37 protein-coding genes are annotated in these 22548 nt (G+C 65.6%); 13 read left to right on the forward strand and 24 right to left on the reverse strand.

All coding sequences use genetic code 11. The annotated features are described in order from the left end of the window. The first annotated feature begins 103 nt into the window (after positions 1 to 103). Entirely contained in the window at positions 104 to 835 is a 732-nt protein-coding gene (locus AC0J5K_RS07995; RefSeq protein ID WP_074835813.1) for a GNAT family N-acetyltransferase, read from the forward strand. A gap of 174 nt (positions 836 to 1009) precedes the next feature. Beyond that, positions 1010 to 2818, forward strand: a complete 1809-nt coding sequence (locus AC0J5K_RS08000) for an ABC-F family ATP-binding cassette domain-containing protein (RefSeq protein WP_074835717.1) — start codon at positions 1010 to 1012, stop codon at positions 2816 to 2818. Positions 2819 to 2915: 97 nt separating this feature from the next. On the opposite strand, the gene AC0J5K_RS08005 is transcribed toward AC0J5K_RS08000, so the two are convergent. After that, positions 2916 to 4016: an AbrB family transcriptional regulator gene (locus AC0J5K_RS08005; RefSeq protein ID WP_074835716.1), complete on the reverse strand. Its 1101-nt coding sequence runs from the start codon at positions 4014 to 4016 to the stop codon at positions 2916 to 2918. A 99-nt stretch (positions 4017 to 4115) separates the two neighbouring features. On the opposite strand from AC0J5K_RS08005, the gene AC0J5K_RS08010 reads away from it, so the two are divergent. Beyond that, complete coding sequence (locus tag AC0J5K_RS08010; RefSeq protein ID WP_274562287.1) at positions 4116 to 5264, forward strand: arginase family protein; 1149 nt, start codon at positions 4116 to 4118, stop codon at positions 5262 to 5264. A 44-nt stretch (positions 5265 to 5308) separates the two neighbouring features. Here the strand turns inward: AC0J5K_RS08010 and AC0J5K_RS08015 are convergent, their stop codons facing one another. From AC0J5K_RS08015 to AC0J5K_RS08095, 17 genes are all read right to left on the reverse strand, one after another. Further along, a complete protein-coding gene (locus AC0J5K_RS08015) occupies positions 5309 to 6370 on the reverse strand; it encodes a tyrosine-type recombinase/integrase (RefSeq protein WP_274562285.1) in 1062 nt (353 codons plus the stop codon). Beyond that, complete coding sequence (locus AC0J5K_RS08020; RefSeq protein ID WP_420398636.1) at positions 6259 to 6543, reverse strand: helix-turn-helix domain-containing protein; 285 nt, start codon at positions 6541 to 6543, stop codon at positions 6259 to 6261. Before AC0J5K_RS08020 ends, AC0J5K_RS08015 begins: the two co-directional genes overlap by 112 nt. A 3-nt stretch (positions 6544 to 6546) precedes the next feature. After that, positions 6547 to 6828: a DUF4326 domain-containing protein gene (locus AC0J5K_RS08025; RefSeq protein ID WP_274562283.1), complete on the reverse strand. Its 282-nt coding sequence runs from the start codon at positions 6826 to 6828 to the stop codon at positions 6547 to 6549. Next, complete coding sequence (locus AC0J5K_RS08030) at positions 6825 to 7898, reverse strand: phage Gp37/Gp68 family protein (RefSeq protein WP_274562281.1); 1074 nt, start codon at positions 7896 to 7898, stop codon at positions 6825 to 6827. The genes AC0J5K_RS08025 and AC0J5K_RS08030 overlap by 4 nt, the downstream gene beginning before the upstream one ends. After that, a complete protein-coding gene (locus AC0J5K_RS08035) occupies positions 7891 to 9051 on the reverse strand; it encodes a DHHA1 domain-containing protein (protein ID WP_274562279.1) in 1161 nt (386 codons plus the stop codon). Before AC0J5K_RS08035 ends, AC0J5K_RS08030 begins: the two co-directional genes overlap by 8 nt. A 15-nt stretch (positions 9052 to 9066) precedes the next feature. Further along, positions 9067 to 9411 (reverse strand): hypothetical protein, encoded by a 345-nt coding sequence (locus tag AC0J5K_RS08040; protein WP_274562277.1) that lies wholly within the window; start codon positions 9409 to 9411, stop codon positions 9067 to 9069. Between the two features lie 97 nt (positions 9412 to 9508). Beyond that, the gene (locus tag AC0J5K_RS08045) at positions 9509 to 9697 is read right to left on the reverse strand and encodes a hypothetical protein (protein WP_274562275.1); all 189 of its coding nucleotides are present in this window, start codon (positions 9695 to 9697) and stop codon (positions 9509 to 9511) included. 150 nt (positions 9698 to 9847) lie between these two features. After that, on the reverse strand, positions 9848 to 10840 hold the full coding sequence (locus AC0J5K_RS08050; protein WP_274562274.1) for a DUF2303 family protein: 993 nt from the start codon (positions 10838 to 10840) through the stop codon (positions 9848 to 9850). A 24-nt stretch (positions 10841 to 10864) separates the two neighbouring features. Beyond that, positions 10865 to 11281: a hypothetical protein gene (locus AC0J5K_RS08055; RefSeq protein ID WP_274562273.1), complete on the reverse strand. Its 417-nt coding sequence runs from the start codon at positions 11279 to 11281 to the stop codon at positions 10865 to 10867. 179 nt (positions 11282 to 11460) lie between these two features. Continuing rightward, entirely contained in the window at positions 11461 to 11703 is a 243-nt protein-coding gene (locus AC0J5K_RS08060; protein WP_274562272.1) for a hypothetical protein, read from the reverse strand. Beyond that, positions 11700 to 12341, reverse strand: coding sequence for an HNH endonuclease signature motif containing protein (locus AC0J5K_RS08065; RefSeq protein ID WP_274562271.1), 642 nt, complete (start codon positions 12339 to 12341; stop codon positions 11700 to 11702). The genes AC0J5K_RS08060 and AC0J5K_RS08065 overlap by 4 nt, the downstream gene beginning before the upstream one ends. Then, positions 12338 to 12592, reverse strand: a complete 255-nt coding sequence (locus AC0J5K_RS08070; protein ID WP_274562269.1) for a hypothetical protein — start codon at positions 12590 to 12592, stop codon at positions 12338 to 12340. Before AC0J5K_RS08070 ends, AC0J5K_RS08065 begins: the two co-directional genes overlap by 4 nt. After that, positions 12589 to 12810, reverse strand: a complete 222-nt coding sequence (locus AC0J5K_RS08075) for a hypothetical protein (protein ID WP_274562268.1) — start codon at positions 12808 to 12810, stop codon at positions 12589 to 12591. The genes AC0J5K_RS08070 and AC0J5K_RS08075 overlap by 4 nt, the downstream gene beginning before the upstream one ends. Further along, positions 12807 to 13025, reverse strand: a complete 219-nt coding sequence (locus AC0J5K_RS08080) for a hypothetical protein (protein ID WP_274562266.1) — start codon at positions 13023 to 13025, stop codon at positions 12807 to 12809. Before AC0J5K_RS08080 ends, AC0J5K_RS08075 begins: the two co-directional genes overlap by 4 nt. Next, entirely contained in the window at positions 13025 to 13333 is a 309-nt protein-coding gene (locus AC0J5K_RS08085) for a hypothetical protein (protein ID WP_274562265.1), read from the reverse strand. The genes AC0J5K_RS08080 and AC0J5K_RS08085 overlap by 1 nt, the downstream gene beginning before the upstream one ends. Next, the gene (locus AC0J5K_RS08090; RefSeq protein WP_274562264.1) at positions 13330 to 13917 is read right to left on the reverse strand and encodes a hypothetical protein; all 588 of its coding nucleotides are present in this window, start codon (positions 13915 to 13917) and stop codon (positions 13330 to 13332) included. The genes AC0J5K_RS08085 and AC0J5K_RS08090 overlap by 4 nt, the downstream gene beginning before the upstream one ends. Then, positions 13914 to 14159, reverse strand: a complete 246-nt coding sequence (locus AC0J5K_RS08095) for a hypothetical protein (RefSeq protein ID WP_274562263.1) — start codon at positions 14157 to 14159, stop codon at positions 13914 to 13916. Before AC0J5K_RS08095 ends, AC0J5K_RS08090 begins: the two co-directional genes overlap by 4 nt. Before the next feature lie 83 nt (positions 14160 to 14242). Here AC0J5K_RS08095 and AC0J5K_RS08100 point away from each other — a divergent pair, with 83 nt between their 5' ends. Next, positions 14243 to 14524, forward strand: a complete 282-nt coding sequence (locus AC0J5K_RS08100; RefSeq protein WP_274562261.1) for a hypothetical protein — start codon at positions 14243 to 14245, stop codon at positions 14522 to 14524. A gap of 10 nt (positions 14525 to 14534) precedes the next feature. On the opposite strand, the gene AC0J5K_RS08105 is transcribed toward AC0J5K_RS08100, so the two are convergent. The 5 genes from AC0J5K_RS08105 to AC0J5K_RS08125 form a co-directional block, all read right to left on the reverse strand. Further along, entirely contained in the window at positions 14535 to 14975 is a 441-nt protein-coding gene (locus tag AC0J5K_RS08105) for a hypothetical protein (protein WP_274562259.1), read from the reverse strand. 259 nt (positions 14976 to 15234) lie between these two features. Then, entirely contained in the window at positions 15235 to 15432 is a 198-nt protein-coding gene (locus tag AC0J5K_RS08110; protein ID WP_274562258.1) for a hypothetical protein, read from the reverse strand. A 179-nt stretch (positions 15433 to 15611) separates the two neighbouring features. Next, a complete protein-coding gene (locus tag AC0J5K_RS08115; RefSeq protein ID WP_274562256.1) occupies positions 15612 to 15941 on the reverse strand; it encodes a hypothetical protein in 330 nt (109 codons plus the stop codon). Next, the gene (locus tag AC0J5K_RS08120; protein WP_274562254.1) at positions 15938 to 16207 is read right to left on the reverse strand and encodes a hypothetical protein; all 270 of its coding nucleotides are present in this window, start codon (positions 16205 to 16207) and stop codon (positions 15938 to 15940) included. The genes AC0J5K_RS08115 and AC0J5K_RS08120 overlap by 4 nt, the downstream gene beginning before the upstream one ends. Next, complete coding sequence (locus AC0J5K_RS08125; RefSeq protein WP_274562252.1) at positions 16204 to 16830, reverse strand: S24 family peptidase; 627 nt, start codon at positions 16828 to 16830, stop codon at positions 16204 to 16206. Before AC0J5K_RS08125 ends, AC0J5K_RS08120 begins: the two co-directional genes overlap by 4 nt. Positions 16831 to 16917: 87 nt before the next feature. Between AC0J5K_RS08125 and AC0J5K_RS08130 the strand changes: the two genes are divergently transcribed. Beyond that, positions 16918 to 17124: a hypothetical protein gene (locus AC0J5K_RS08130; protein ID WP_274562250.1), complete on the forward strand. Its 207-nt coding sequence runs from the start codon at positions 16918 to 16920 to the stop codon at positions 17122 to 17124. Positions 17125 to 17299: 175 nt separating this feature from the next. Continuing rightward, positions 17300 to 17569, forward strand: coding sequence for a hypothetical protein (locus AC0J5K_RS08135; RefSeq protein ID WP_274562249.1), 270 nt, complete (start codon positions 17300 to 17302; stop codon positions 17567 to 17569). Positions 17570 to 17653: 84 nt separating this feature from the next. On the opposite strand, the gene AC0J5K_RS08140 is transcribed toward AC0J5K_RS08135, so the two are convergent. After that, positions 17654 to 17980 carry a hypothetical protein gene (locus tag AC0J5K_RS08140; RefSeq protein ID WP_274562247.1) on the reverse strand — a complete coding sequence of 109 codons (327 nt, stop codon included), beginning with the start codon at positions 17978 to 17980 and terminating at the stop codon, positions 17654 to 17656. A gap of 62 nt (positions 17981 to 18042) precedes the next feature. On the opposite strand from AC0J5K_RS08140, the gene AC0J5K_RS08145 reads away from it, so the two are divergent. From AC0J5K_RS08145 to AC0J5K_RS08175, 7 genes are all read left to right on the forward strand, one after another. Further along, positions 18043 to 18219, forward strand: coding sequence for a hypothetical protein (locus AC0J5K_RS08145; RefSeq protein WP_274562245.1), 177 nt, complete (start codon positions 18043 to 18045; stop codon positions 18217 to 18219). Between the two features lie 378 nt (positions 18220 to 18597). Next, the gene (locus tag AC0J5K_RS08150) at positions 18598 to 18924 is read left to right on the forward strand and encodes a hypothetical protein (protein ID WP_274562243.1); all 327 of its coding nucleotides are present in this window, start codon (positions 18598 to 18600) and stop codon (positions 18922 to 18924) included. Beyond that, on the forward strand, positions 18921 to 19550 hold the full coding sequence (locus AC0J5K_RS08155) for an MT-A70 family methyltransferase (protein WP_274562242.1): 630 nt from the start codon (positions 18921 to 18923) through the stop codon (positions 19548 to 19550). The genes AC0J5K_RS08150 and AC0J5K_RS08155 overlap by 4 nt, the downstream gene beginning before the upstream one ends. A gap of 417 nt (positions 19551 to 19967) precedes the next feature. Beyond that, positions 19968 to 20291 carry a hypothetical protein gene (locus tag AC0J5K_RS08160; RefSeq protein ID WP_274562240.1) on the forward strand — a complete coding sequence of 108 codons (324 nt, stop codon included), beginning with the start codon at positions 19968 to 19970 and terminating at the stop codon, positions 20289 to 20291. 156 nt (positions 20292 to 20447) lie between these two features. Continuing rightward, positions 20448 to 21176, forward strand: a complete 729-nt coding sequence (locus AC0J5K_RS08165; RefSeq protein ID WP_274562239.1) for a hypothetical protein — start codon at positions 20448 to 20450, stop codon at positions 21174 to 21176. Then, positions 21169 to 21759 carry a hypothetical protein gene (locus AC0J5K_RS08170; RefSeq protein ID WP_274562237.1) on the forward strand — a complete coding sequence of 197 codons (591 nt, stop codon included), beginning with the start codon at positions 21169 to 21171 and terminating at the stop codon, positions 21757 to 21759. The genes AC0J5K_RS08165 and AC0J5K_RS08170 overlap by 8 nt, the downstream gene beginning before the upstream one ends. Then, complete coding sequence (locus AC0J5K_RS08175) at positions 21756 to 22427, forward strand: hypothetical protein (RefSeq protein WP_274562236.1); 672 nt, start codon at positions 21756 to 21758, stop codon at positions 22425 to 22427. Before AC0J5K_RS08170 ends, AC0J5K_RS08175 begins: the two co-directional genes overlap by 4 nt. Positions 22428 to 22548 lie beyond the last annotated feature (121 nt).

Raw genomic sequence — 22548 nt, forward strand, 5'->3', positions numbered from 1 at the left:
GCCACAGCGCGGGTGCGGCGTGACGTGTGGTCATCAATCCGTCATACTTGTCTGACAGCAGGAGGCCGACCAGCTGTTGGTCATTGCCAGGCGGAACATTCTGATGAAAGCACTGATCAAGGGCCGGTATATGTCGCGGATCGCCGAGACCGCCGAGGATGTCGCGGCCGCCCAGGCGCTGCGCCATCTGGCCTTTCACGGCCGCCCGGGCCGCGACGCCGATGAATTCGATGCCGACTGCACCCATCTGCTTGTCGAGGACCGGCGCGACAACAGGCTGGTCTGCTGTTTCCGCATCCTGCCGCTGACCGGCGGCTCGGAGATCGCGCGCAGCTATTCGGCGCAATATTACGAGCTTTCGGCGCTTTCCGCCTATCAGGGACGGATGGTCGAAATGGGCCGGTTCTGCGTGCATCCCGAGGTGGCCGACGCCGATGTGCTGCGCGTCGCCTGGGGGGCGATGACCGCCTATGTCGATGACAATGCGGTCGAGCTGCTGTTTGGCTGCGCCTCGTTCCGGGGCACCGAGGCCGGCGAATACTACGACGCCTTCGCCATGCTCAAGGAGCGCCACCTCGGGCCGAAACGCTGGCTGCCCAAGGTCAAGGCGCCGAATGTCTTTCGCTTTGCCGCCCGGCTGCGCCGCAAACCCGACATGAAGCTCGCCATGCGGCGGATGCCGCCCCTGCTGCGCACCTATCTGATGATGGGCGGCTGGGTGTCGGATCATGCGGTGGTGGACCGGCAGATGAACACGCTGCATGTCTTTACCGGGGTGGAAATCGGGGCGATTCCGCCGGCCCGCAAGAAGCTGCTCCGGGCGGTGGCGGGATAGCTGCCGGTTCGGGTGGCGGCCGGGATCGGGTGCGGGCCCGCGGCCCCGGCTTGCGGCGGTGTCGGGAGGCCGGCGCCGACCGCGCGATCTGGCCGGCGCAGAAGGTATTTTCGGCAAGAGGAAGCAGCGGTGTCGGGCCTTGACCATCGGGCGTGGCGCCTCTAGCTGCGAGCCATGGCACAGATACCCCTTTTGCAACTTTCCGGCATTTCCCTGACCTTCGGCGGCGATCCGGTGTTCGATTCTCTCGACCTGGTGGTGCAGGAGCGCGACCGGGTGGCGCTGGTCGGGCGCAACGGCTCGGGCAAGTCGACGCTGATGAAGGTGATGGCCGGGCTGGTCGAGCCCGACCGCGGCAGCCGCGTGGTGCCGCCGGGCGTTTCGGTGGGCTACATGGAGCAGGAGCCCGACCTCTCGGGCTTTGCCACCTTGGGCGATTTCGCGGCCAGCGGGCTGGAGCCGGGCGAGCTTTACAAGGTGGAGCGCGCCGGCGAGGGGCTGAAGTTCGATCCGGCGCGGCCGGTGGCGACCGCCTCGGGCGGCGAGCGGCGGCGCGCGGCGCTGGCCAAGCTGATGGCCGAGGCGCCCGACCTGATGCTGCTCGACGAGCCGACCAACCATCTGGATATCCAGGCGATCGGCTGGCTGGAGCGCGAGTTGAAGGCGCCGCGCGCCGCCTTTGTGCTGATCTCGCACGACCGGGCGTTTCTCAATGCGCTGACCCGGGCGACGCTCTGGATCGACCGGGGCATGACCCGCCGGCAGGAAAAGGGGTTTGCCGATTTCGAGGCTTGGCGCGACAAGACCTGGGAAGAAGAGGATCAGGCGCGCCACAAGCTCGACCGCAAGATCAAGAGCGAGGCCCGCTGGGCGGTCGAGGGCATCAGCGCGCGGCGCAAGCGCAACATGGGCCGGGTGCGCGCGCTCGGCGATCTGCGGGCGGAACGCGCCTCGATGATCAAACGCGCCGGCACGGCGGCGATGGCGCTGGAGGCGGGGCCGAAATCGGGCCGCAAGGTGATCGAGGCCGAGGCGATCTCCAAGACCTTTGGCGACAAGCCGATCTGCCGCGATTTCTCGTTGCGGATCCAGCGCGGTGACCGGGTGGCCTTTGTCGGTCCCAATGGCGTGGGCAAGACGACGCTGCTGAAGATCCTGCTGGGCGAGATCGCGCCGGATGCCGGGCGTGTCACCCTGGGCACCAACCTGATGCCGGTGGTCTTCGATCAGGCGCGGGCGCGGCTCGATCTGGAGGCGACGCTCTGGGACAATCTGACCGGCGATCCCGAGATGCGGGTTTCCGGCAAGGCCGATCAGATCATGGTGCGTGGCCAGCCCAAGCATGTGGTGGGCTATCTCAAGGAATTCCTGTTCGACGAGCGCCAGGCGCGGGCGCCGATTTCCTCGCTTTCCGGTGGCGAACGGGCGCGGCTGCTGCTGGCCAAGATCATGGCGCGGGAAAGCAACCTGCTGGTGCTCGACGAGCCGACCAACGATCTCGACGTCGAGACGCTGGACCTGCTCCAGGACCTGCTGGGCGATTACGACGGCACGGTGCTGCTGGTCAGCCACGACCGGGATTTCCTTGATCGGGTGGCGGCCACGACCATCGCCATGGAGGGCAATGGCAAGGTGACCGCCTATGCCGGCGGCTGGAGCGATTACCAGTCGCAGCGCCAGCCGGAGGCGGTGGTGGAAAAGGCCGAGACGCCAAAGCCGTCGAAGCCGAAGGTGAAGCGGCAGATGAAGGCACCCGCCGGCGGGCTCAGCTTTACCGAGAAGCACCGGCTCGAGGAATTGCCGGCGGTGATCGAACGGCTGGAGGCGGAAATCGGCAAGCTCGAGGGGCTCCTGGCCGACCCGGCGCTGTTCACCCGCGAACCGGTGAAGTTCAAGAAGGCCACCGAGGCGCTGGTCGAACGCCAGGACAAGCTTGAGGCGGCCGAGGAGGAATGGCTGACGCTGGAAGAAAAGGCCGGCTGAGGCGGGTTGGGCGCGTGGCCCCGGGGCGGGCCTGACCGTCTGGCGCGCGTCCCGGTCTTTGCGCCGGGTCCGCCCGGTGGCCGGGACGCCCGCTGGATCACCGCCGGGGCGGGTCGTTCTCGGACGGGACTTTTGCGGTCTGTCTGGTCGTTTGCACGCGGGTCAGCAGGGTCAGCTCCACCACCGTCAGCAGGATGCGCAGCACGTGGTGCAGGCTGACCAGCGCCGGGCTGGCGGCGAGGCTGAGGGCGATGATCGACATTTCGGTCACGCCGCCCGGGGCAAAGCTGATCAGCAGCACCAGGAAGGGCAGACCGGTGGCAATATGCAGGCCGGTGGCCAGCCCGGCGCCGAGGATCAGCATGAAGCCCACCGAGAGCAGCGCCAGCCAGACCGAGCGGCGCAGCATCCGCGCCGTGACCCCCTTGAACCGCAGCCCGAGGCTGGCGCCGACGACGACCTGCGCGGTGGCGATCATCCAGAACGGCACATGCAGATCGATATAACCCGCCATCGACAGCCCGGCGGTGAGAAACAAAGGGCCGGTGATCTGGCCCGCAGGCAGGCGCAGCAGGCGCGCCAGCGCCAGACCGACAGCGGCGGCGATCAGCACCAGAAGCAGCTCGCCCGCGGTGATCTGCGCCGTCTCGCCGGGAAGCGCGCCGGCGGCGCTGCCCACCGGGTGGCCGAGCCAGAGCGAAAGACCGGCGGGCACCAGCGAGACCACGACAATGATCCGCAGGAACTGCTGGATCGTCAGCAGGCGCAGATCGGCCCCGGCGCTTTCGCCCAGCAGAATGCTCTCCATCAGCCCACCGGGGGTGCCGCTGAAGAAGGCGGTCGTGCGGTCGTAGCCGCCGAGACGACGGAAGATCACGACATTGCCGGCATGGGCGCAGGCGATAAAGACGATGAGCGCGGCCAGGGTCAGCGGCAGATATTGCAGCTGGGACAGCAGGTCGGGCGTGGCCTGGGTGCCGATCATCACGCCGATCAGGGTGATGAACCCGGTGCGCAGCCGCATCGGGAAGTCGTAACTGGCCAGCGGCCCGTTCTGAAACACCGCCACCGCCAGCGCCGAGCCGATCAGCGCGCCGATCATCCAGGGCATCGGCAGCCCGAGGGCCGCGGCCAGCGCGCCGAACAGACCGCAGGCCAGAAGCAGGAGACAGGTAAGACAGACAGTGCGAAAAGTCATTGCCGGCGTTCTATACCGCGACGTCAGGGAGGTGAAGGCCGGGCCGGCCGAACTTGCGATGGGCTCGCGCTCAGCGTGAAAACCGGTCAGACTGGCGGCATGACAGAGGCAGTTTTCATCGGTTCGGGCATCTATCGCGGCTCGACCTACGGCCGGCGTCATCCGCTGAGCATACCGCGGGTGCCGACGGTGATCGACCTGTCGCGCGCGCTGGGCTGGTTGCCGCCGGATCGCTACCGGGTCTCGCCCCGGGCCAAGCCGGTGGCCCTTCAGGCCTTTCACACGCCGGGGTATATCGCGGCGCTGCTGGCGGCCGAGGCGGCGCAGGCGGTGAGCCATGAGATGCGCGCGCTGCACGGGCTGGGCACCCTGTCGAACCCGGTCTATGCCGAGATGTACCGCCGGCCGGCCACGGCCGCCGGCGGGTCGCTGCTGGCCGCGGCATTGCTGCGCGACGGCGGCGTGGTGTTCAATCCCGGGGGCGGCACCCATCACGGCATGGCCGACCGGGCGGCCGGGTTCTGCTATCTCAACGATCCGGTGCTGGCCTTGCTGGCGTTCCGGGCGCAGGGGCTGCGGCGCATTCTCTATCTCGACATCGATGCGCATCATTGCGACGGGGTCGAGGCGGCGCTGGCCGGCGCCGGCGACATCCGCATGATCTCGGTGCATGAGGCGCGGCGCTGGCCGTTTACCGGCGCCTTCGCGGACCGCGCCGGCGGTGCGGCGCTCAACCTGCCGGTGCCGCGCGGGCTGAATGACAGCGAATTCGCCGTGCTGCGCGACCGGGTGATCCTGCCCGCCATCGACCGGCTCGATCCGCAGGCGATCGTTTTGCAATGCGGCGCGGATGCGGTGGCCGAAGATCCGCTGGCGCGACTGGAACTGTCGAACCGGGCGCATTTCGACCTTGTGGCGCGGCTGCACGGCGCAGCGCCGCGGCTTCTGGTGCTTGGTGGCGGTGGCTACAACCCCTGGAGTGTCGGGCGGCTCTGGACCGGGGTCTGGGGCGTGCTGAGCGGGCAGGAACTGCCCGACAGGCTGGGCGGCGCGGCCTCTGCGATCCTGCGCGACCTGACCTGGGTGCGACAGCGCGGCCCGGTGCCCGCCTATCTCACCACCACGTTGCAGGATGCGGCGCGCCCGGGGCCGGTCAGACCCGAGGTCGGCGAGCTGGCAGAGGCGGCGGCAAAGCGGGCCCGACACTGGGCCTGGAGTGGGGAAAATGGAGCGGGTAACGGGAATTGAACCCGTAACTTAAGCTTGGGAAGCCGCCATTCAGTATAATAATATCAATTACTTAGGGTGATGCTCTGGGGGTAATTCTGGGGATCGCCGCCCGAAACCGGGCTGAATTCATCCAGCGCGGCACGCATGTCATCGACCAGGACATGAGCGTATCGCGCGGTCGTGGTTATGTCCTTGTGACCCAGCAGCTGTGACACCAGCTTGAGGTTTCGGGTCTGGCGCAGCATGCGGGTGGCAAATGTGTGTCGCAGATCGTGGAACCGGAAATCGGGGATTCTCGCTTCCGCCACGGCCTCGCGGAACTCAGCGTTGAAGACGCCGCCCTTCGGCACAATGCGCGTCCGCTCCATCGTCTGTTTGTCGATCCTGGTGAAGACATAGCGCCGGGCCTCGATCACGTTGGACTTCGGCAGGGCTGACAGAAATGCCCGCATCTCCCGGCTGATCGGAAAGGTCATCGTCGTGCCGCCCTTGAGCCGGAAGATGATCTCGTTGTCGCCGATGTCGCTCCAAAGCAGGCCTGCCATGGTGCTGATCCGGCAGCCGGTCATCAGGCAGAACGTAACCGGTGCATGCAGGTCGGCCGGCAGCTTCTCGAAGAGTCGCCGCTGTTCGTCCTGCGACAGTTCCCTGATGCGCTCCTGCGCCTCTCTGACCTCCGGCGCCTTGAAGTTGAGATCGCCAAGCTCGGCACCGTAGAACTTTACCATGTGCCGGCATGCGCGTCCCATGTACTGCAAGCGGCGGTTCACCGTGGCGTTTGAGCAGCTCGCGCGCATCTGGTTCACCATCTTCATCAGGTCGGCATTGGTGAGTTCGTCGAGGCGTGTCTGGCCTGGGATATGCTTCAGGATGGCCTTGGCCTGCGAGGCGCTGGTGGCGCTGCTGGGCTGGTGCTGGCAGATGTCGACGTGATAGGTGCCGAAGGCTTGCGAGAGCGTACAGGCGGCGCGGTCAGCCTGGCTGGTCTTGGCCCGGGCCCTGACCTCGGCCTCTATTGCTTTCGCTTCCTCGTAGTCGTCTGTGCCAGTGCTTCCGCGAAGTCGACGACCCCGGACCTGGATGTCATATTGCCAGATTTTGGTTTTGGCGGTTCTGAACGGCATGTCTGTGCCTCGATGTAAGCTTGCAGATCGTCCGCCCGATAGCGGATCGCGCCGCGCGTAACTGTCACGTACCTTAACCCGCGCGCGCGGCATTGCTGCAAGGTCTTTTCACAGACCCCCAGCACTTCGGCGGCCTCGGCGGGTTTCAGTAGGGGAGTCACGGCGGCGGGCATGGGTCAGGCGTCTCCGTTCACCAGCTTCAGCAGCACATCCGCATGGCAGGGCTGATCGAGCGGGCACCAGCATGCGAGGTCGCGACCGCGCAGCTGGACCTTTGCGGACGCTGCGAAGGCAGCCCCTTCGCCGGGCTTGGCGAGCCATTTCTCAAACAGGTCTACGGCTTCTTGCCGACCCTCGCGGTCGTTCTCCAATACTCTGTAGGGGTTCCCCCAAAAAGACGGGCGAGCGACGATCACCGCCTCCGGGTTGTCTTTCCGCCATGGGCGCTGGCGGGTCATCTGGATGCGCTTCGGGGGCATCCCGGCACCTCGCTCCATTCGCGCCCGTCCAGCAGACGGCCAGCGGCTTTCTTGCCAACCTGAGACACCCTGACAACACGGTCGCCATGAAAGCCGTGTCCTCCTTCAAGGTTCAACCACCGTCCTTTTGGCGTTTCGCGTGTGACCTGGTCGCACCGGCGCCAATCGGGGTCCTCTGCATCCCGATCGTAGACGGTTGCCCACGAGCCCCATTGCTTGAAGAAGAACGCCACGCTCGCGTGCTTGCATTGGTCCCGCAGCGAGCGCGCCCAGTCGGGGTGCATGGGCCGGGCGTTGCGGCCAGATTCGCCGCCGACGATGATCCAGTCGATGGTGGGGCCACTGAGCTTGCCGATGGTCACTTCTCTGCCCCGTAGGGCGTCGTACGCGAAGTAGGGTGACGGAGGGTCGGGCTGGATGGGGGTCAGGCAGATCGGCCCTAGCAGCGGCTCGGCGCTGAGGAAGCGCACCGCCGCCGGGGTGGCCAACAACTCGGGGATCCGCGCATCGGCGCTGGCCTGATCGCTGACTGACGTGCCGAGCCAGACGTTGGGGAGGGGCGGGCAGTGGTTGTCCAGCCATTCCATCACCAAAGCCTTGTCGAGGTCTCGAGCGGCGGCAGCGATGTAGAAGCTCAAACGCCAGCTCGAGAGGCGCAGCAGGTACTCTCGGGCCCGATCTGGCCGCTTGGTCAGAACCTGGAAGGTGTGGCGCGGCGACAGCGCCATGACGGCGAACACCTGGTCGATCCATTCATTCGGAACGCTCTCGTGAAACAGGTCGCCATGGGCGCAGACGAAGACCATGCGCGGCTTCTTCCAGCCCAGAGGTTGCGTCAGCCATTGTTCATTGAACCTGACTTCGCCGGTGAACTTGGCCACGCCGGCCGCGTTCTTCCGGGCCAGTCCGGCGCGGCTGGGGTGGGTCTTGAGGCGAGTCGCGGCCAGCTCGGCGGCATAGCAGTTGCGGCACCCGTCATCGACCAGGGTGCACCCGGTGATCGGGTTCCAGGTCGCGTCGGTCCATTCGATCTTCGTGGTGTCAGCCATTGGCGCGATCCAAGCGGTCGATCTCGGCTGCGATCAGAGCGCCCGCCTTGACTAGATCCTCGCGGCCGCCGGTCTGCTTGAACCAATGGCTCTCGAACGGCCAAAGCTCGCGAATTGCATCTATGCGAGCATTATTGCGCCATTCGCTATCCGCAGATCCGCTGAGTGCATAAACCGCCCCGGCCAAAGACAGTTCGCACTGGTCGTGCGCGTCGTCATGCTCGGGTGTCCAGCCCTCTACCTCGGTCTGCCGCTTCCGTTCGGCGGTGATTGCGGAAACTCCGGCGGCATCATCGCCTTCCCAGCCGATCGGCATCTTGAACCCGGCTGCGTTCCGGTGCCCTCCGCCGCCGTACTTCTTTGCGATCTCGGACACGTCCAGCCCGTCACCACGCGAGCGAAGGGAGAAGGCGCGGCCTTCCGGCCCATCGAAGTAGACGGCGGCAAAGGGGTTGCCCTCGGCCAGCGTTCCGGCGGCATCGCTCGCCATGGAATAGGGCGTGTTCGCCACCGGCACCTTGTGCCCGCCGATCACCATGGTGCGCGTGGTCAGGTTCAGGGTGGCGCGCACGTCGCGGTCGTGCTTGCGCAGGATGGCCTCGCCTTCATCCGCCATTTGGCCCAGGTCGGCATCTGCCTGCATGCGGGCGGCGAACTCGTCCCACTGGTCAAAGGTCATGTCGTGCGAGGCGATCACGGCAGAGATTTCGCGCGACCGGTCCAGTTTCCATGTCCAGAGGTCGCGGTCGGCCACGTAATCGACCAGCTGCGGGCGTGCGCCGCCGCAAAAGTAGTCCCAAGCCATCTGCGCGCCGCTGCGGTCCATGTCGAACAGGGCGGCGGGGTTCCCGGCCACGGCGCGGTGGGCTTCCCAGCCGCCTGCCGGATAGGGCAAATTCAGCAGGTCTTCCTGCGCGGTCTTGTGGTGGTCGAGGACAAGGATGGACCGAGCGTCCAGTGCCATGCGCTCCAGAACGGGCCGTTTGTAGCTGAAATCCACGATGATCACGTCGGCGCCGGTCACGTCCGGCGGGGTGCTGCCGTAGCGGGCAGGGATATACTCGACGGCATCGCCAAGCGCTTCACGCACGCACCAGGCGGCGGTGAAGCCGTCGGCGCAGTTGCCGTGATGGATGCAGATGGTTCGGGTCATGTGGTGGCTCCAGGGTCAGCTGTTGGGATTCAGGAAGTCATGCAGCGCGCGCAGGCCTTCGTCCGAGACGGCGCCGTTCATGAACAGGTTGACCGTCTGGCCGCCGCGCGCATCCCGCCCGATGCCAGATACGTTGAGGTCGGAGGTGAACAGCTGTGAGGGCCAGCCCATCAGGTGGTGCTTGACCGTGGTGCCGATCCGGGCCGCGACCTCGCAATTCTCGGGATCGACGCCGTAGGTTGTCACATGCTCGCCGCCCTCTTCGTCGAAAGTGTCGACCTTGCGGGCAAGAATCATGACCTGGTCATAGCCATAGCGTTGGGCGATGTCCTTGGCCGCAGAGATGGGGATGTCTTTCATAGAGTTTCCTTTCAATCCAAGCTCCCGGGCCCGGGGCGCTCCTGTTGTCCGTCGCTGACCCCTGCAGAGCGAGGGGTCAGAAAGAGACATCAGGCGTTCAGCTGATCGCCGCGCGCACCATGCAATCTTTTGCCTCAAGCAGCTTGCGTAGGCCGGCCCACTTTTCAGGCCCATCTGGAAGCTGATCGTTCAGCTGTGCGGCCATGTCACCGAAGGGCTTGCTGACCGCTTGGAGGTGCGGGGGCAGGTGAGCGTATTCGAAGAATTTCATGATCGGGTTGGACATAAGGTTCCCTTTCGAGGTGGGGGAGTGGTCCCGTAGCTTGCCTAGGGCTGCGGGATACCGGGGCTTTCGACCAGAGGGTCCATGTTGTGACGCCGGCTGCGCAGGGGCCCATGTTGCTGACCGGCGGGGCATTGAGATGAGGGCCTGAACTCAGCTTTCCGGCGCGCCGTAGAACAGCGGCAGGTCGGTCTGTTGCTGGGCCTCGACGGCCGCTTCCTCGAAGGCGGCTTCGAAGGCCTTCTCGGGATTGTAGACGGTCAGGATGAACTTCACGCTGGCGCCGCTCTTGCGGTAGCGGAAGCGCACCGGCATGCGGTAGGGCGCGCCGCCGCGGAACACCGGGATCGTGATGATGATCAGGTTCGGGATGTTCAGCGGCTTGCCGTCGGCGTCCTTGTGTTCGTTCAGGAACTGGATCTCGGCCTCGCCGCTGTCGCGGTTGGTGGTGACCTTGAGGTCGCTGGTCTCATAGACCTGGAAGCGCTTGGACATGGTCAGCAGCTGGTGCAGCTGACCGAACCGGCCCTCGATCTGGCGCGCGGTGCGGATCAGGCGGTTCTCCCAGGGCTGCAGCGTGTCGCTTTCCTTGCCTTCGATGATGCCGGGCGTGGGGTCCATCACGTCCTTGGCGTTGGCCTCGATGAACTCGCCCATCTCGTCTTTCTCGAGCGCCCGGCCGGAAACGGCCATCCAGGCCTTCCACTCATCGGAGAGCGGGAACTTGTAGACGCCACGGTGATGGCAATGCCGGGCGTTCTCGTCACCGAACTCACCGTCCATCGTCGGGGCGCCTTCGGCATGGTAGTCGGCGATGCAGGTCAGCGAGGGCGCGGTCATGTCGGGGTTGGCGAAGAGGGTCGAGCTGCCGCCCTTGAACCGGTTTGCCCAGTCGATCAGGCTTGCCAGCGTTTCGAGCCGGGCCGTGCCCTTGCGGTGGAACGGTTTCACACGCGCGGCGATGGCGTGCATCGCGTGGGTCAGGTCCTTGACCTCGCGGCCCTTGGGAACCGAAACGAGGAAGGGCTCGCCGGGGTGGTGGTGTTCGGCAAAGCTGATGGCGTCGGCGTGGCCGATCTCGTCCATAACCTTTCGCATGGTCTCGGCCGGGTTCTCACCGGCTGGAATGGTGGGGGTGTCTGTCATTGCTCGATCCTCTTGGGTCTGGGGTTAAACGTCGCGCACTTCGCCGGTCTCGGGGTCGTGCGGGCTCACGTCACGCACCGGCTGGTGCATGCGGGCGAGGAAGGGCGAGTAGAGCGTCAGCTCGCCCCGGTCGTTGATGAAGGCTGCGGCGCTCGACGGCGGTTTCTTCGGGCCCTTGAACTCGGCCTTGGCCGACATCGACACGTCGCCGGACTTGCCCAGGGCGTAGCCGATCTTGATCGTCATGGTGCCGTCGCAGCCCTTCGAGCCATGTTCGGCGGCATGCTCCAGCAGCTCGATCTGCAGCTTGCGGTGGCCGTCCATCACCTCGGTCATGAAGTCGCCGCCGTCGAAGAGGGCGAGGATCTGTTCCAGGGACCGAAGCTTGTAGGGGTCATGCTGTTCCGGGAGGCCGGTCTCTGGCGGTTTCTGTTGGGTCATCACGTCAAGGGTCCTTTCAGTCTTGCGGTCAATCGGGCCTCGCGTCCTGTTTCGAGGCGTTGAGCTTCTTCCGGACCCACTGGCCACGTGCAGCCGAGTGCGTCGTAGGCGGTCCAGCCAGTCGAGGTTTCGGTGGCGTAGGCGCCAAGGGGTGCCTTTTCGGGCATTTGCTTTCCTTCCTATCGGGGTTGAGCAATGCGCCCGGTGTGGGCGTCGAAATCGGTGCGCAGACGGTCGAAGCGGTCGCGGGCCTCCGGGTCGGTATCGAGCTGGCGTCGGCTGGTGACGCCGCACTGTCGGCGCAGGAAGGTGGCGGCGGCGTCGGCATCCGGGCAGGGTGCGCCGGTCTGCGTGTCGACGAAGGCGCGGAAGGCCGGATCATTGCACAGGATGCCGGCTATCTGAGAGGCGGGGCGGGTCATGCGCTGCGTTCCTTCTTCGCCTCACGGGCGCGATGCTCCAGTTCGGCGATGGTGAGGACGGTCGAGCGCAGCTCGGGTTCATATGCTTCGTAAGGCGTGTGCCAGCGGCCGCCGCTCAGGCGGGGCAGCAGCGCCCGCGGGATGCAGCGCCAGTTCTCGGGCGCAGTGTTGGTCCTGTCGCCGTCCAGGCACTTGAGGCAGTGACCCTCGGGGATCGGGCCATGCGCCTCTTCCCAGCGGATCAGGTGCACGGCGCGCCAGCGGGATTGCAGCGGCTGGCCGTCGTGGATCTTGCGCTCCAGGTAGCCATCCTTGCTGACCCGCTCACTGCCGATCGGCTGGTAGAGCGCCCTGGCCCGGCCGTTCATACTGCCCTTGCGAAACCAGCCCTTCTCGGATCCGGGGGCGCAGTAGCCCGTCCGGCCCTTGTTCGGCGGCACGTTGCCCTTTTCCAACCGGCCGGTGCGGCCAGTCATCCAGCCCTTGCGCTTGCAGAGCGAGTTGAAGTTCGCGAGGGTTACGTCTTGCCGATCGAAGCGGTGCACGAAGTCGGCATGCGCCTCGGCGCGGGGCCGCGTGCTGTTGGCCTTGATCCAGCCGAGTTCCTCGGCGCTGTAGCGGATCGCACGGCCTTTCATGACGCATCATCCTCGGCCTTGGCGGACCCGATCTGGGGCAGGTGCGGCAGGACCGCCTGACCGTGATCGGCAAAGAGCTTGGCGGCTTTCAGCTGCAGGTTGGCGTTGCCGGTGATCTGGTCGGACAGCGACACGATGGCCTCGGTCCGCTGCACTTCACGCTCAAGGCTCTCGGCGTCCAGATCGCCACTCGACAACCGGTCGAGCTGATCGAAGAGCGCGCGGTTGAGGTCTGCCATACCTTTGCTCATGCCGCGGCCTCCATCTGACGGGCCAGCCGCGCGGCCAGGGCGGCGGCGTCGGCGATCTCGGGCGGATCCATGCTATAGGCGCCGACGATCCAGCAGGCCTCGTAGAGCACGGCGTCGTCGTGGTCGCTCGGCGCAGCCAGGGCGGCGCGGGCGGCGGCGAGGCGGCGGGCGGTAAAGTCCTTGGGCAGCGCGGGCAGGGCGCGGGCGAGGTAGGTCACAGCAATTGCTCCTGGGCATCGGCGGGTTTCACGGTCTCGACGGTCTGGAGCACCACGAAGTCGCGGCCGGTCTCACTGGCCAGGGCCTGCGCAGCGGCGCGGGCGTCCTCGATCCGGTCGAACCATTTGCGCGGGGCCGGCCTGCCCTGGTGGCCGGGGCCTGCGGGCTTCTGGCAGATTTGCCAGCGGCGGGCGAAAGCGGGCATCTGGGTCATCACAGGCCCGTCCGCCGCAGGGCAGTGACCATGTTGGCCTCAGCCTCGCGCCCAAGCTGATCCCAGTGGGCGGCGAGGCGGCTGGCATCCGGCGCGGGGCGCCGGCGCCACGGGCGCCAGCGGGCGACGGCCTCGGCGAGCCGGTGCAACTGCGCACGGAGGCCCGGGCGGGGCTCTTCGGCCAAGGCGGGAGCCTGCGGCAGCTCGCGCGCGGCTTCGGCCCGTTGCGCGCAGTCGTCGGCCAGATCGGCCAGGGCCGCACGGTAGCCCATGCGGAAAGACAGGGATTTGTCGCTGAGGTCCCTCATGCGCTCACCCCCAGCGGCGGCCAGAGGGTGACAAACCCGTCATCTTCGATCTCGTCCACCTGTGCCCCGCCCGGCGCGGGTGCATCGCCGGGCGGGGCCGGATGCCGTCCGTGAGTGGCAGTCGGCATGTCGGGATCGGGGTGGATCAGGTCGAAGCGCACATACAGCGGCTTGCCGCCCGCATCGCAGACCTCGGCCTCGGGCCGGTGGGCATGCAGCGCGCGGATCACGCCGCGCTCGAGCGGGGCGCCGGGGGTACGGCAGAAGAGAACCGGATCGCCCGGGGCGGGCGCCAACCGGGGGGCGGGCGCCTCGGAAAAGGCGCGCAGCGTATTGCGGGCCGCGCGGATCCAGTTCGGCACCAGTTCGGCCACGTCGCGCGCGGCGGCGAAGACACCGAAGAGGCTGACCTCGAACAGCACCGGGGTGTAGCCTTTCGTGCCCGCGGGCGCGGGCTCCGGGATCGACCAGAGGCCGTTGTCGCGGCAAAGGCTGGCGAATTGCGACAGGCGGTTTTCCGGGGCGATGCGTTCGAGCAGGTCGAGCGTGCCGGAGAGCCTGCGGGGGCAGACCTCGGCGCTCATGCCGCGGCCTCCTGTCCGGACGCGCTGCGCATGGCCAGCCGCCGGGCCAGCAGCTCGCCACAGAGGTCGGGCAGGATGGTGACCAGGATCGCGGTGTCGATGGCGCTGATCTCGCCGGCCTGGCGTTCGGGCCCGCCGTGCGCGAGATCACGCAGGCACTGGTCGGTGATCATCTCTTCCGGAGCGAGCGGCAGGGCCGGGTCGGGGAGCGTCTGGCGACGGGCGGTATCGAGTGCGTGCATCGGGGCCTCCTTCAATTGATTGCGGTTTTCGTACCGGATGGCACGAAATGTTGTTGGTCGAGATGGGAATCGGATAGGCTGAAATGCGGGCCGCGCTGGTGCACGGCGCGACCCGCCACATCACCGAAGAAACGCAACTTCAACGGAGACATGTTTTCATGAGTGAACAGAGACTTGCCGAGCTTGAGGCAGAGGTCGCGGCCCTGCGCAAAGAGCTTCGGCTGGCGGCGGAGTTTGCCGGATTCTACATCCGGAACACGCGCGCCGACGCCGGGCTGCCGCCGGTCACCTATGGCCCTGACACCACGGATGCCCCGGACGACGCGGTTGCCCGCTTGATTGCGGCGATGATGCGCAGGTCGTAAATCCATCTGTTCACGCGCCCCGTTCGAGGTTGATGATGCCAAGCGCGCCGTCGGCCTCGGCATCGTATTCCGCGCCAAAGGCATCGGCGGCGCGCATCCAGTCCCGGATCAGGGCCCTGGGGTCATCCTCGGGGCCTTCGACGGCGACGAAGGCATAGGTGAACCGGGTGATCCCGTCCTTCGTGGTCACGGCGCCGCCACCACTCTCAGCCATTTTGCGCAACAGATATGCGCCGGTGTCTTGGTCGTCCCGAGACATGCACAGGCCGAAATCACCGCTGGCGCGCAGCGCCGCGACGGCAGTGCGGGCGATCTTGTGACAGTCGATCAGAGGAGTGCCGGGCCGCAGGATGTCTTTGGCCGGGCTGGCGGCCTCGAGCCGCAGGGCGCCGTCGCGGCTGCGGTGCAGGTAGACGCGCGGCGTCGGGGCGGGGGGAAGGGTGTCGGGCATCGGGACCTCCATCGGTTGATGGGGGCACTATCTGGGGGAATTTTACCCCTGTCAATCAAAAAGGGTAAAAATACCCCATAACAATCTCGCCTTTCCGCCGGGCCTGTGGCAGGGTCGGGGTATCAACGCAGGGTCAGCACTGTGCTGACGGCACGAAAAAGCCCGGCGCTGGGCCGGGCGTTGCGATTGAAGGTAGGGCTGGCACCGAGTAAATCCGAGGGACTGTGCTTTGTGCGACGATCAGCGAAAAAGGGCCGCTCTACAGGCCGGAAAGGAAGGCGGCGATCTCGCTTCTCATGATCACGGCGACGATGCCCAAGACGTAGACCGTTAGCCACTTGTAATCGATCTTGGCGTCGAGCTTGGCGTCAATCCGTGCCAGTGCGGTTTCGATGGACACAAGTCGGTCATCCACCTTGTCCATTTTGCTTTCCAGTCGGCCCAGGCGCTGTTCCATACCGCCACCTCCATTCCCCCCGAATCTGGTGGGATCAGGCGGTTCTGTCAAGTCAAGTGAAGATCCGCGCCGGAGGTCGATGACGTTCGACGCCGGCGGATTGTTCCGATAGGGCGATTTCCGTTCGCTCATGGTTTCGGGTCCGACGGGGATCAGGGGGTGGGAACGCCGGTGATAGGCTAGGGGGCAGCGCCCGGGAACAGGCGCGAGACAATCAGCAACCCGCCGCCTACCAATGCCATGACTGTCGCGATGCCAGGATAGCCCGGCAGCATCGAAACCTTGCCTTTCAATTCGGCAAGATCGGCGCGAACTACCTTCATATCCGCTTTCAATTCGGACATATCGTTTTCCAATCGCTCAACGCGGACTTCCATACCGCCACCTCCATTCCCTCCGAATCTGGTGGGATCAGGCGGTTCTGTCAAGTCAAGTGGAGAAGTGCGCCGGAGGTCGATGACGTTCGACGCCGGCGGATTGTTCCGAAAAGGCGATTTCCGTTCGCTCATGGTTTCGGGTCCGAAGGGGGGTTCAGGGTCTCGTAATTGCGCAGAATATCGTCAGCGAGCTTCTTTATGTTGTCCGTCTTGCCATGTCGAATGGCCAGGACGATTTCCAGCAGCCGCGCGGTGTCTGCCGACAGGGCGGGTAGCCATTTTCCGATATGCTGGATGTCGTCTTCCGCCGCTGTCAGGCGGGCGGTCAGGTCGCTGACCTGGGCGCGCAGCGCCGCAATCTCGTGTTCCATTTCGGATTTTTGTGGATCGGTACTCATAACTTCCTCACCAGTTCGGCCGGCCAGTGCAGACGCACCCTGGCGGCCCATTTCAAAGTCACTTCATGCATGTTGTCAGCGCCGGGGTTGAGCGAGATCAGGTTGAACAGGCCCGGCGCGCTGCCGAGTTTGACCTGTTTGACCCAGCCCATGCCCTCGGCGTCCTCGCAGACACAGCGGTGGCCGACGACATCGTCGGGCACGCCCTCATGCGAATGGCGGGTATAGAACAGCAGATCGCCGGCGCTGTAGATCGGCTCCATGCTGTCCCCGGTGACTTCCACCGCAACGACGCCATGCGGCGAGAGGCCGGGCGGCGTAAATGCCTGAGGGCCATCACCCTTCTCGTAAGCGTCGAAGACCGGAACTTTAGCCCCTGCGCCGACTTTCCCTGCAATGGAGACGGTAGATTTGGCAAGCCGTCCGGCCATAAAGTCTTCCATGCTCACGCCGAACGCGTGCGCAACCTTTAATGCGGCATCCACATTGGTGCTTCGGCTCTTGCCCTGCATGAACCCCTTGAATTGGTCATATGACACGTCTGCGGAAATCGTCACCTCTCGCAGTGAGCGACCCGTTGTATCCAGCGCGTTTTGGAGGGCTTCTTTGTAAGTTTCCAGCATGGGGGAATTTATACTTCCGACGCCAAATGTACTCATCGAGTAACTTTACCCTTGTGGGGTAGGGTAAAAATCCCCCATAAAGGCGGCATGGAACAGTTGATCGAAGATATTGCCGCCTATGCGAAGGCGAAGGGTAGAACCCCGCAAGCAGTGTTGCGCGATGCCATCGGCGCCAGTTGGCGTGAATGGGACAGCTGGTGTGCGGGCGCGTCCAGTCCGACCATGGCGCGGGTGGATCGGCTGCGCCAGTTCATGGCCGATCACCCGCCGGCACCGGCGGAGGACGCCGCATGACCTGGATCCTGTTTGCCCTCCTTCTTGCGGTGATCCTGCTCTGCGCCCTTGCGGTGCTGCTTGAGTTGGTCGCGCTGCATGACGACGATCGGGAGGGCCACAAGTGACCCTCCGTCCCGTCCCTGTTGTTGCGTCAGACCCAAATCACTCATCACCCGCCGAGGCTACGACGCGGGTGGGGGAAACGTCCTTCGAAACATGTTTCCGGGGTCTCGATCTGCATCAGTTCCAGCGCCATTTCCCCGATCTGATGGCCCGGCATCTGCGCGGCACCGGCCTCACGGCGCGCGAGCTCGGATTTCGCTTCAACGTGCATGAGCGGACGGCGCAGAACTGGCTCGACGGTCTCAACCGCCCGGCGCCCGACAAGGTGGCCGTCATGGTTGTCTGCGACGAAACATTCGCCGCCGTGGTCAAGGCAGCGTTGCGGGGGCGGGTGGCATGATTTGGGTTGCGATTTGTTTGCTGGCCCTGGGTCAGATCGGGACGGTCGTCTGGGTATGGCGCGTCACCCACCCTCGCTGCGCCGTTACCGGCCCGGCTCGGTTCCAGGAGGAGGTGCTTCGTGCCGCGGAACGATAGTAAGCTCTGGTTTCGGGCTCTGGCTGCCTGGCGCAAAGCTGTCGGCCATGAGGTTGTACATCTGAGGTATGAACTTCGGCGCGCCGTCCTGCCCTGCCTTTTCGGCAAGGGAGCGGAGGTAGGCAACGATGTCCGCATCGGAAACAAGGTCGAGATCGATCAGCGTCCGCATCAGCGATTTGTTGATGTCAATTTGTGCCGTGATCATCGCTTCCAGGGCGGACGTGCGTTGGTTCAGATCCTGGAGTTTCTGGTCAATATGCGTGTCCGTCATCGAATCCTCCGTCGCTGCAATCAGAGCTTGTGCGTTGATTGCAAGCTTGTCGAGGCCCGGTCATGACGGCGGCGCGCATGGCCCCGGTGGTGAAGGCACTGGCCGCCGGTCTCGGTGTCGACGACATGGCGGCGCTGGGTATCTGCCCGGCCGAAGAAGCCCGCGCGGTGATTGCGCAGCTGCGCGCCTGCGGCGGGCTTGCGGCGATCTATGGTCAGGTGATGCCATGGCGGGGATGACTGGATTTGTGAATAGCCATAGGGGAACCTTTCTCTTGGCTATGGCGAGTGCTGGCCGGAGTGCATTTTGGCCGGCAGTCGCAGTGGGTCGCGCGAGTGAAGGCGCGAGTTCACCGGCCGGGGGAGCGACTACGAATCGCTGTCCCGGCCATCTGCCTGCCACACCTTCTTTCTGCCTGGCGCGCGTCACTGCTTCCGCGCGCCGACTTCCCGCCGGGGCGCTACGCTTCCGGCGGGCCTTTCCATTCGGACTTCGGGCGATGGGCCGTGCGAGGCCTCTTCCTGACCGTACCGGCGGGGGGCGGTTCGCTCGACAGGCCCCCGCATGTCTCCCGACGGGCAGGGCGCAGTCCCTGCCCGCATTCCTGTGGGGGGCCGATGCACGTCGAGACTGACAGAGACGGCGAGTTGCCGGCCGAGCTGCGACCGTTGCAACGGATGTGGCGCGCCATGATGGCCGATCACCTCAAGCTGGCCCTTGGTGGGGCGAACAGGCGGGGCTTTGACCGCAAGGCGCATCTCGACCAGGCGCTGGCACAGGACTGGATCGAGGGGCGCGCCCGCGCCGGTGTCAGTTTCGAGACAGTCTGCGATTTCTGCGGGCTGGATCCGGATTACGTGCTGCGGGCCTATCGGTCTGCGGCCGCCGATCCCGATTTCGACATGCGGGCCTATTGGCGTCGGGACAAGCGGAGGGTGGCATGAGCATCGCCAGCCTGTTCGATATCCGCCCGGCCGGCGGCTTTGGTCTGATCATGGCCGATCCGCCCTGGCGCTTTGACCTGCGGTCGGAAAAGGGCGAGGCCAAGGCGCCGCAGGCCCATTACCATTGCGAGAGTACCGAAGACATCTGCCGGATGCCGGTCGAGGCCGTCGCGGCGCGCGACTGCCTGCTCTGGCTCTGGGCTTGCAATCCGCTGTTGCCCGATGCCTTCGAGGTCATCCGCCGCTGGGGCTTCACCTTCAAGACCGCCGGCACGTGGGTCAAGCGCTCGAAGCACGGCCGGCTGACCATGGGCACCGGTTACGTGCTGCGCTCGGCCAACGAGCCCTTTCTGATCGCCACCCGCGGGGCGCCGCGCACCACACGGGCCACCCGGTCGGTGGTGGTCTCCGGCGCGGAGATTGAGCCGGACTGCCCGCTCCAGCGCTCTGTGATCACCATTGAGGCGGCGGTGCGTGAACATTCCCGCAAGCCTGACGAGGCTTTCAAGGCCTGCGAGGCGTTGATGCCCGGCGCCCGGCGGCTCGAGCTTTTCTCGCGCCAATGCCGCGAGGGCTGGGCGGTCTGGGGCAATGAGGTTGGCAAGTTTGCGGGGGCGGCACGATGACCCCCTGCGCCATACTCGCCCTCGAGGCCCTTTGGCGGAAGCTGGCGGCGCACGGTGTGTCGGTCACCCTTGCGCCCTGGGAACTCGAGGCCCTGGCCGACTGGCTGGCTGCTCATCGCGATGAGTATTGCGCCATTCACGGGGGTGATCCGCAGTGACCCCGGAATTGACAAATCCCAGCGCCTCGGACAGGATGACCGCGCAGGCCGGCAAAATCCGGCCTGTCGGGATTGGTCTCCTGTCCATCCATAGGCGCTCGAAAAGCCGCGCCTTGAGTGCGGCTTTCTTATGGTCGGGCGTGTGGAAGCCCCTGCGGGGGCGCCGCTTCCTATGGGCGGTAAGGCCAATTCTGCGCGTCCGGCCACCAGGGATTGGCCTCCCAGTGGTCGGAAAAACCGATTACATAGGAGATGCCAGATGGTTTCCAAAATGCCTGCGCGCTTGCGCCCCGAGGACCTTGCCGGATTGTCGGAATGGAACCTCGTTGAATTGTTCCGCGCCCTTGAAAATCTCGCTTATCCTGGCTTTGGCGACGATCCTTTCGTGGATCGTTGCTACGCCGCGTTTGGCGCGGATCGCAACCTGGTCCATGCCTACATTTTCGATTTGCCGCCGGGGTCGGAGGCGTTGGCCTGCAAGGTTATCACCTTCCTGTCTGATGAGGATTGTGTGGGTGAGGTTGGGCACTTGGTTTCGGATGCTTTCGACCTTCTGTCCGCCCCGGCCAGAACCCGAGGTTAAGCGCGCGCGAGGGCCGCCTTGAGCGGTCCTCACTCCACATCGCCGGAGGCAGGCGAGTGGGCAACGCACCCCACATGACACATCGCGCGACGTGATCACACGCGTGCAAACAGGCGCAGGAAGGGCGGCATTATGCGGCCAGAGCAGGATATTGCCTTGTCAAACAGTAGCGCTTCTCGGCTGATATCAGATCAGGCGTGGGAAAAAGAGCGTTTCCAGTGGCTCGCGGCCGTGCGCGCGGACGCCGACCTGAGCGATCGGGCCTGCAGGATCGCGCATGTTCTGGTGTTGGACATTGCCAACCATGTCACCGCGACCTGCGCCGCAACCAACCATCGGATCAGCGAGATTACCGGCCATTCAGCCAGCACCACCAAGCGTGGAATTGCCGAGCTGGTGAGCGGGGGGTGGGTTGATCGCCGGCCCGGTTTGAGCCGAGGCTCTGTGTCCAATTACCGGTTCTTCCGCCGTGCCAAAGTGGTGCCGCTCTACCCGTCACACGACCCGAAAAAAAGGGGGTCAAATCTGACCGGAAAGGGGTTCAAATCTGACCCTGAAAAGGGGGTCAAATCTGACCGGCTGGAAGTCGAAAGGGGGTCAGATCTGACCCGAAAGGGGGTCAGATCTGACCCGCCCTATTATATAGCTAAACCATATTCTAACCATAGGGGCGGCGACACCGCTCCGAAGCTCTCCGAAAATCCGCAGGTCCACCACAGCGCCGAGCGTGCTGTCCGGGACTTCCGTGGCGGGCGGCCCGACGCCCTGCACGAGGTCCGGCCCTGGGTCGTCGCTCACATCCTCGCCGCCGGGATGCTGACCGAAGCGGAGCTCAAGACGGCAGGCATTTCACAGGCTGAGAATGAGGATCGTGCAGATGACTGACGTCGAGACGAAACGCGGCCGGGTGCGTCGCTTGCTGATCGATCCGCTGGCGAGCGGGTATGGCGGCATGGGTTTTCGCTTTCCGAAGGGCACCGACGAGAAGAAGCAGCGCAGCTACCTCGACTGGATGGCCGATTGGCTCGGCTATCTCGGCGACGAGGAACTGCGCCTGCTGAGGGCCTGCCTCTCGGCCCATGGCGAGGGGGCGCAACGCTGCTTCTGGCCGCAGCGCGCCACGGTGGTGTTCTACGCCCAAGCCGCCCGGCCGCGACCGATCGAAACCTGGCCGGAATGCGCCAGCTGGTTCGCCTCGATCGAAGGGCCCAAGGCGCAGGCCGATGGCACGCTGGTCGCCACGATGCTCTTCATCGAGTGCAACATCCGCCCGCCCTACACGCCGAAGGATCGTCGCGAAGTGGCCGCCTCCGCTGCGGATCTGCTGCGGCGATACACCGAGGCGCGAGAGCGCGTCGCCCGCGGGAGGGACTACGGCGACGACGCCCAGTTCCTCGCCTGGTATGGCCGACTGACCGCGCGCGCCGAGGCGCTGGTCGAGCCTGAGCGGCAGGAGGGTGCGACATGATGGCGTCGGCGGTGAATGTCAGTGCTGGCTTTGCGGTGGGCCGCAAGCGCATCGCGGTCTGGGACCTGATCCAGTGGGCTTTCCGCGCCGAATGCGCCCGCATCGAGACCGGCGCCGGCCCGCGCACCCTGAGCGGCACCGGCTACGTCATGGCGCAGCTCGAGGTCGGGCGCGTCGACGGTGGCGGCCATTCGCTGCCGCATCACGACGCTGACCTGGTGGCCGATGCTCTGGCGCATCTACCCGAGGCGCGGGGCGGGCTGCGCATGGCGCTCTGGATCGCCGAGCTGGCCCGCGTCGGGCGGGTGCCGGATTGGATGCCGGATGCAAGACCGGCGGTGCGGCCTGCGGTCACCCACACCAACCAGCACGGCATACGGGCCGGGACGGTCGATGCGGCCCAGTTCGGCGTCGATGGCTGGCCGGCGCAGAGGCGGCGGAACCGCAAGGGCGTGATCGTCGAGGACGCGGTGACCTGCTGCCCGGTGGTCATCCGACCCGCTGCCTGGGAGATCGCAAGCGCCCGACGCGATTATTTGCGCTGGTGGGATGCGCTCTGGGAGGTCAGGGAAACCTTCAGTATTTACAACAACCTGACAGCGCATGAGGTCACTGACGTGATGCCCGAGCGGGCGCCCTGGGAGCCGCGCCGCGAAAAAAGGTGTTGACGAAATCTGCCCCCCGTTGACATATTGTCTGCGAACCGAACTGCGCCCGGAGCCGGAAACCCCGCTCCGGGCGCTTTGCGTTTGAGCCGCCCGCGCCTGGCGCCAGCCAAAACGGCGGGTC

Source organism: Marinovum sp. E3, from assembly GCF_055755275.1.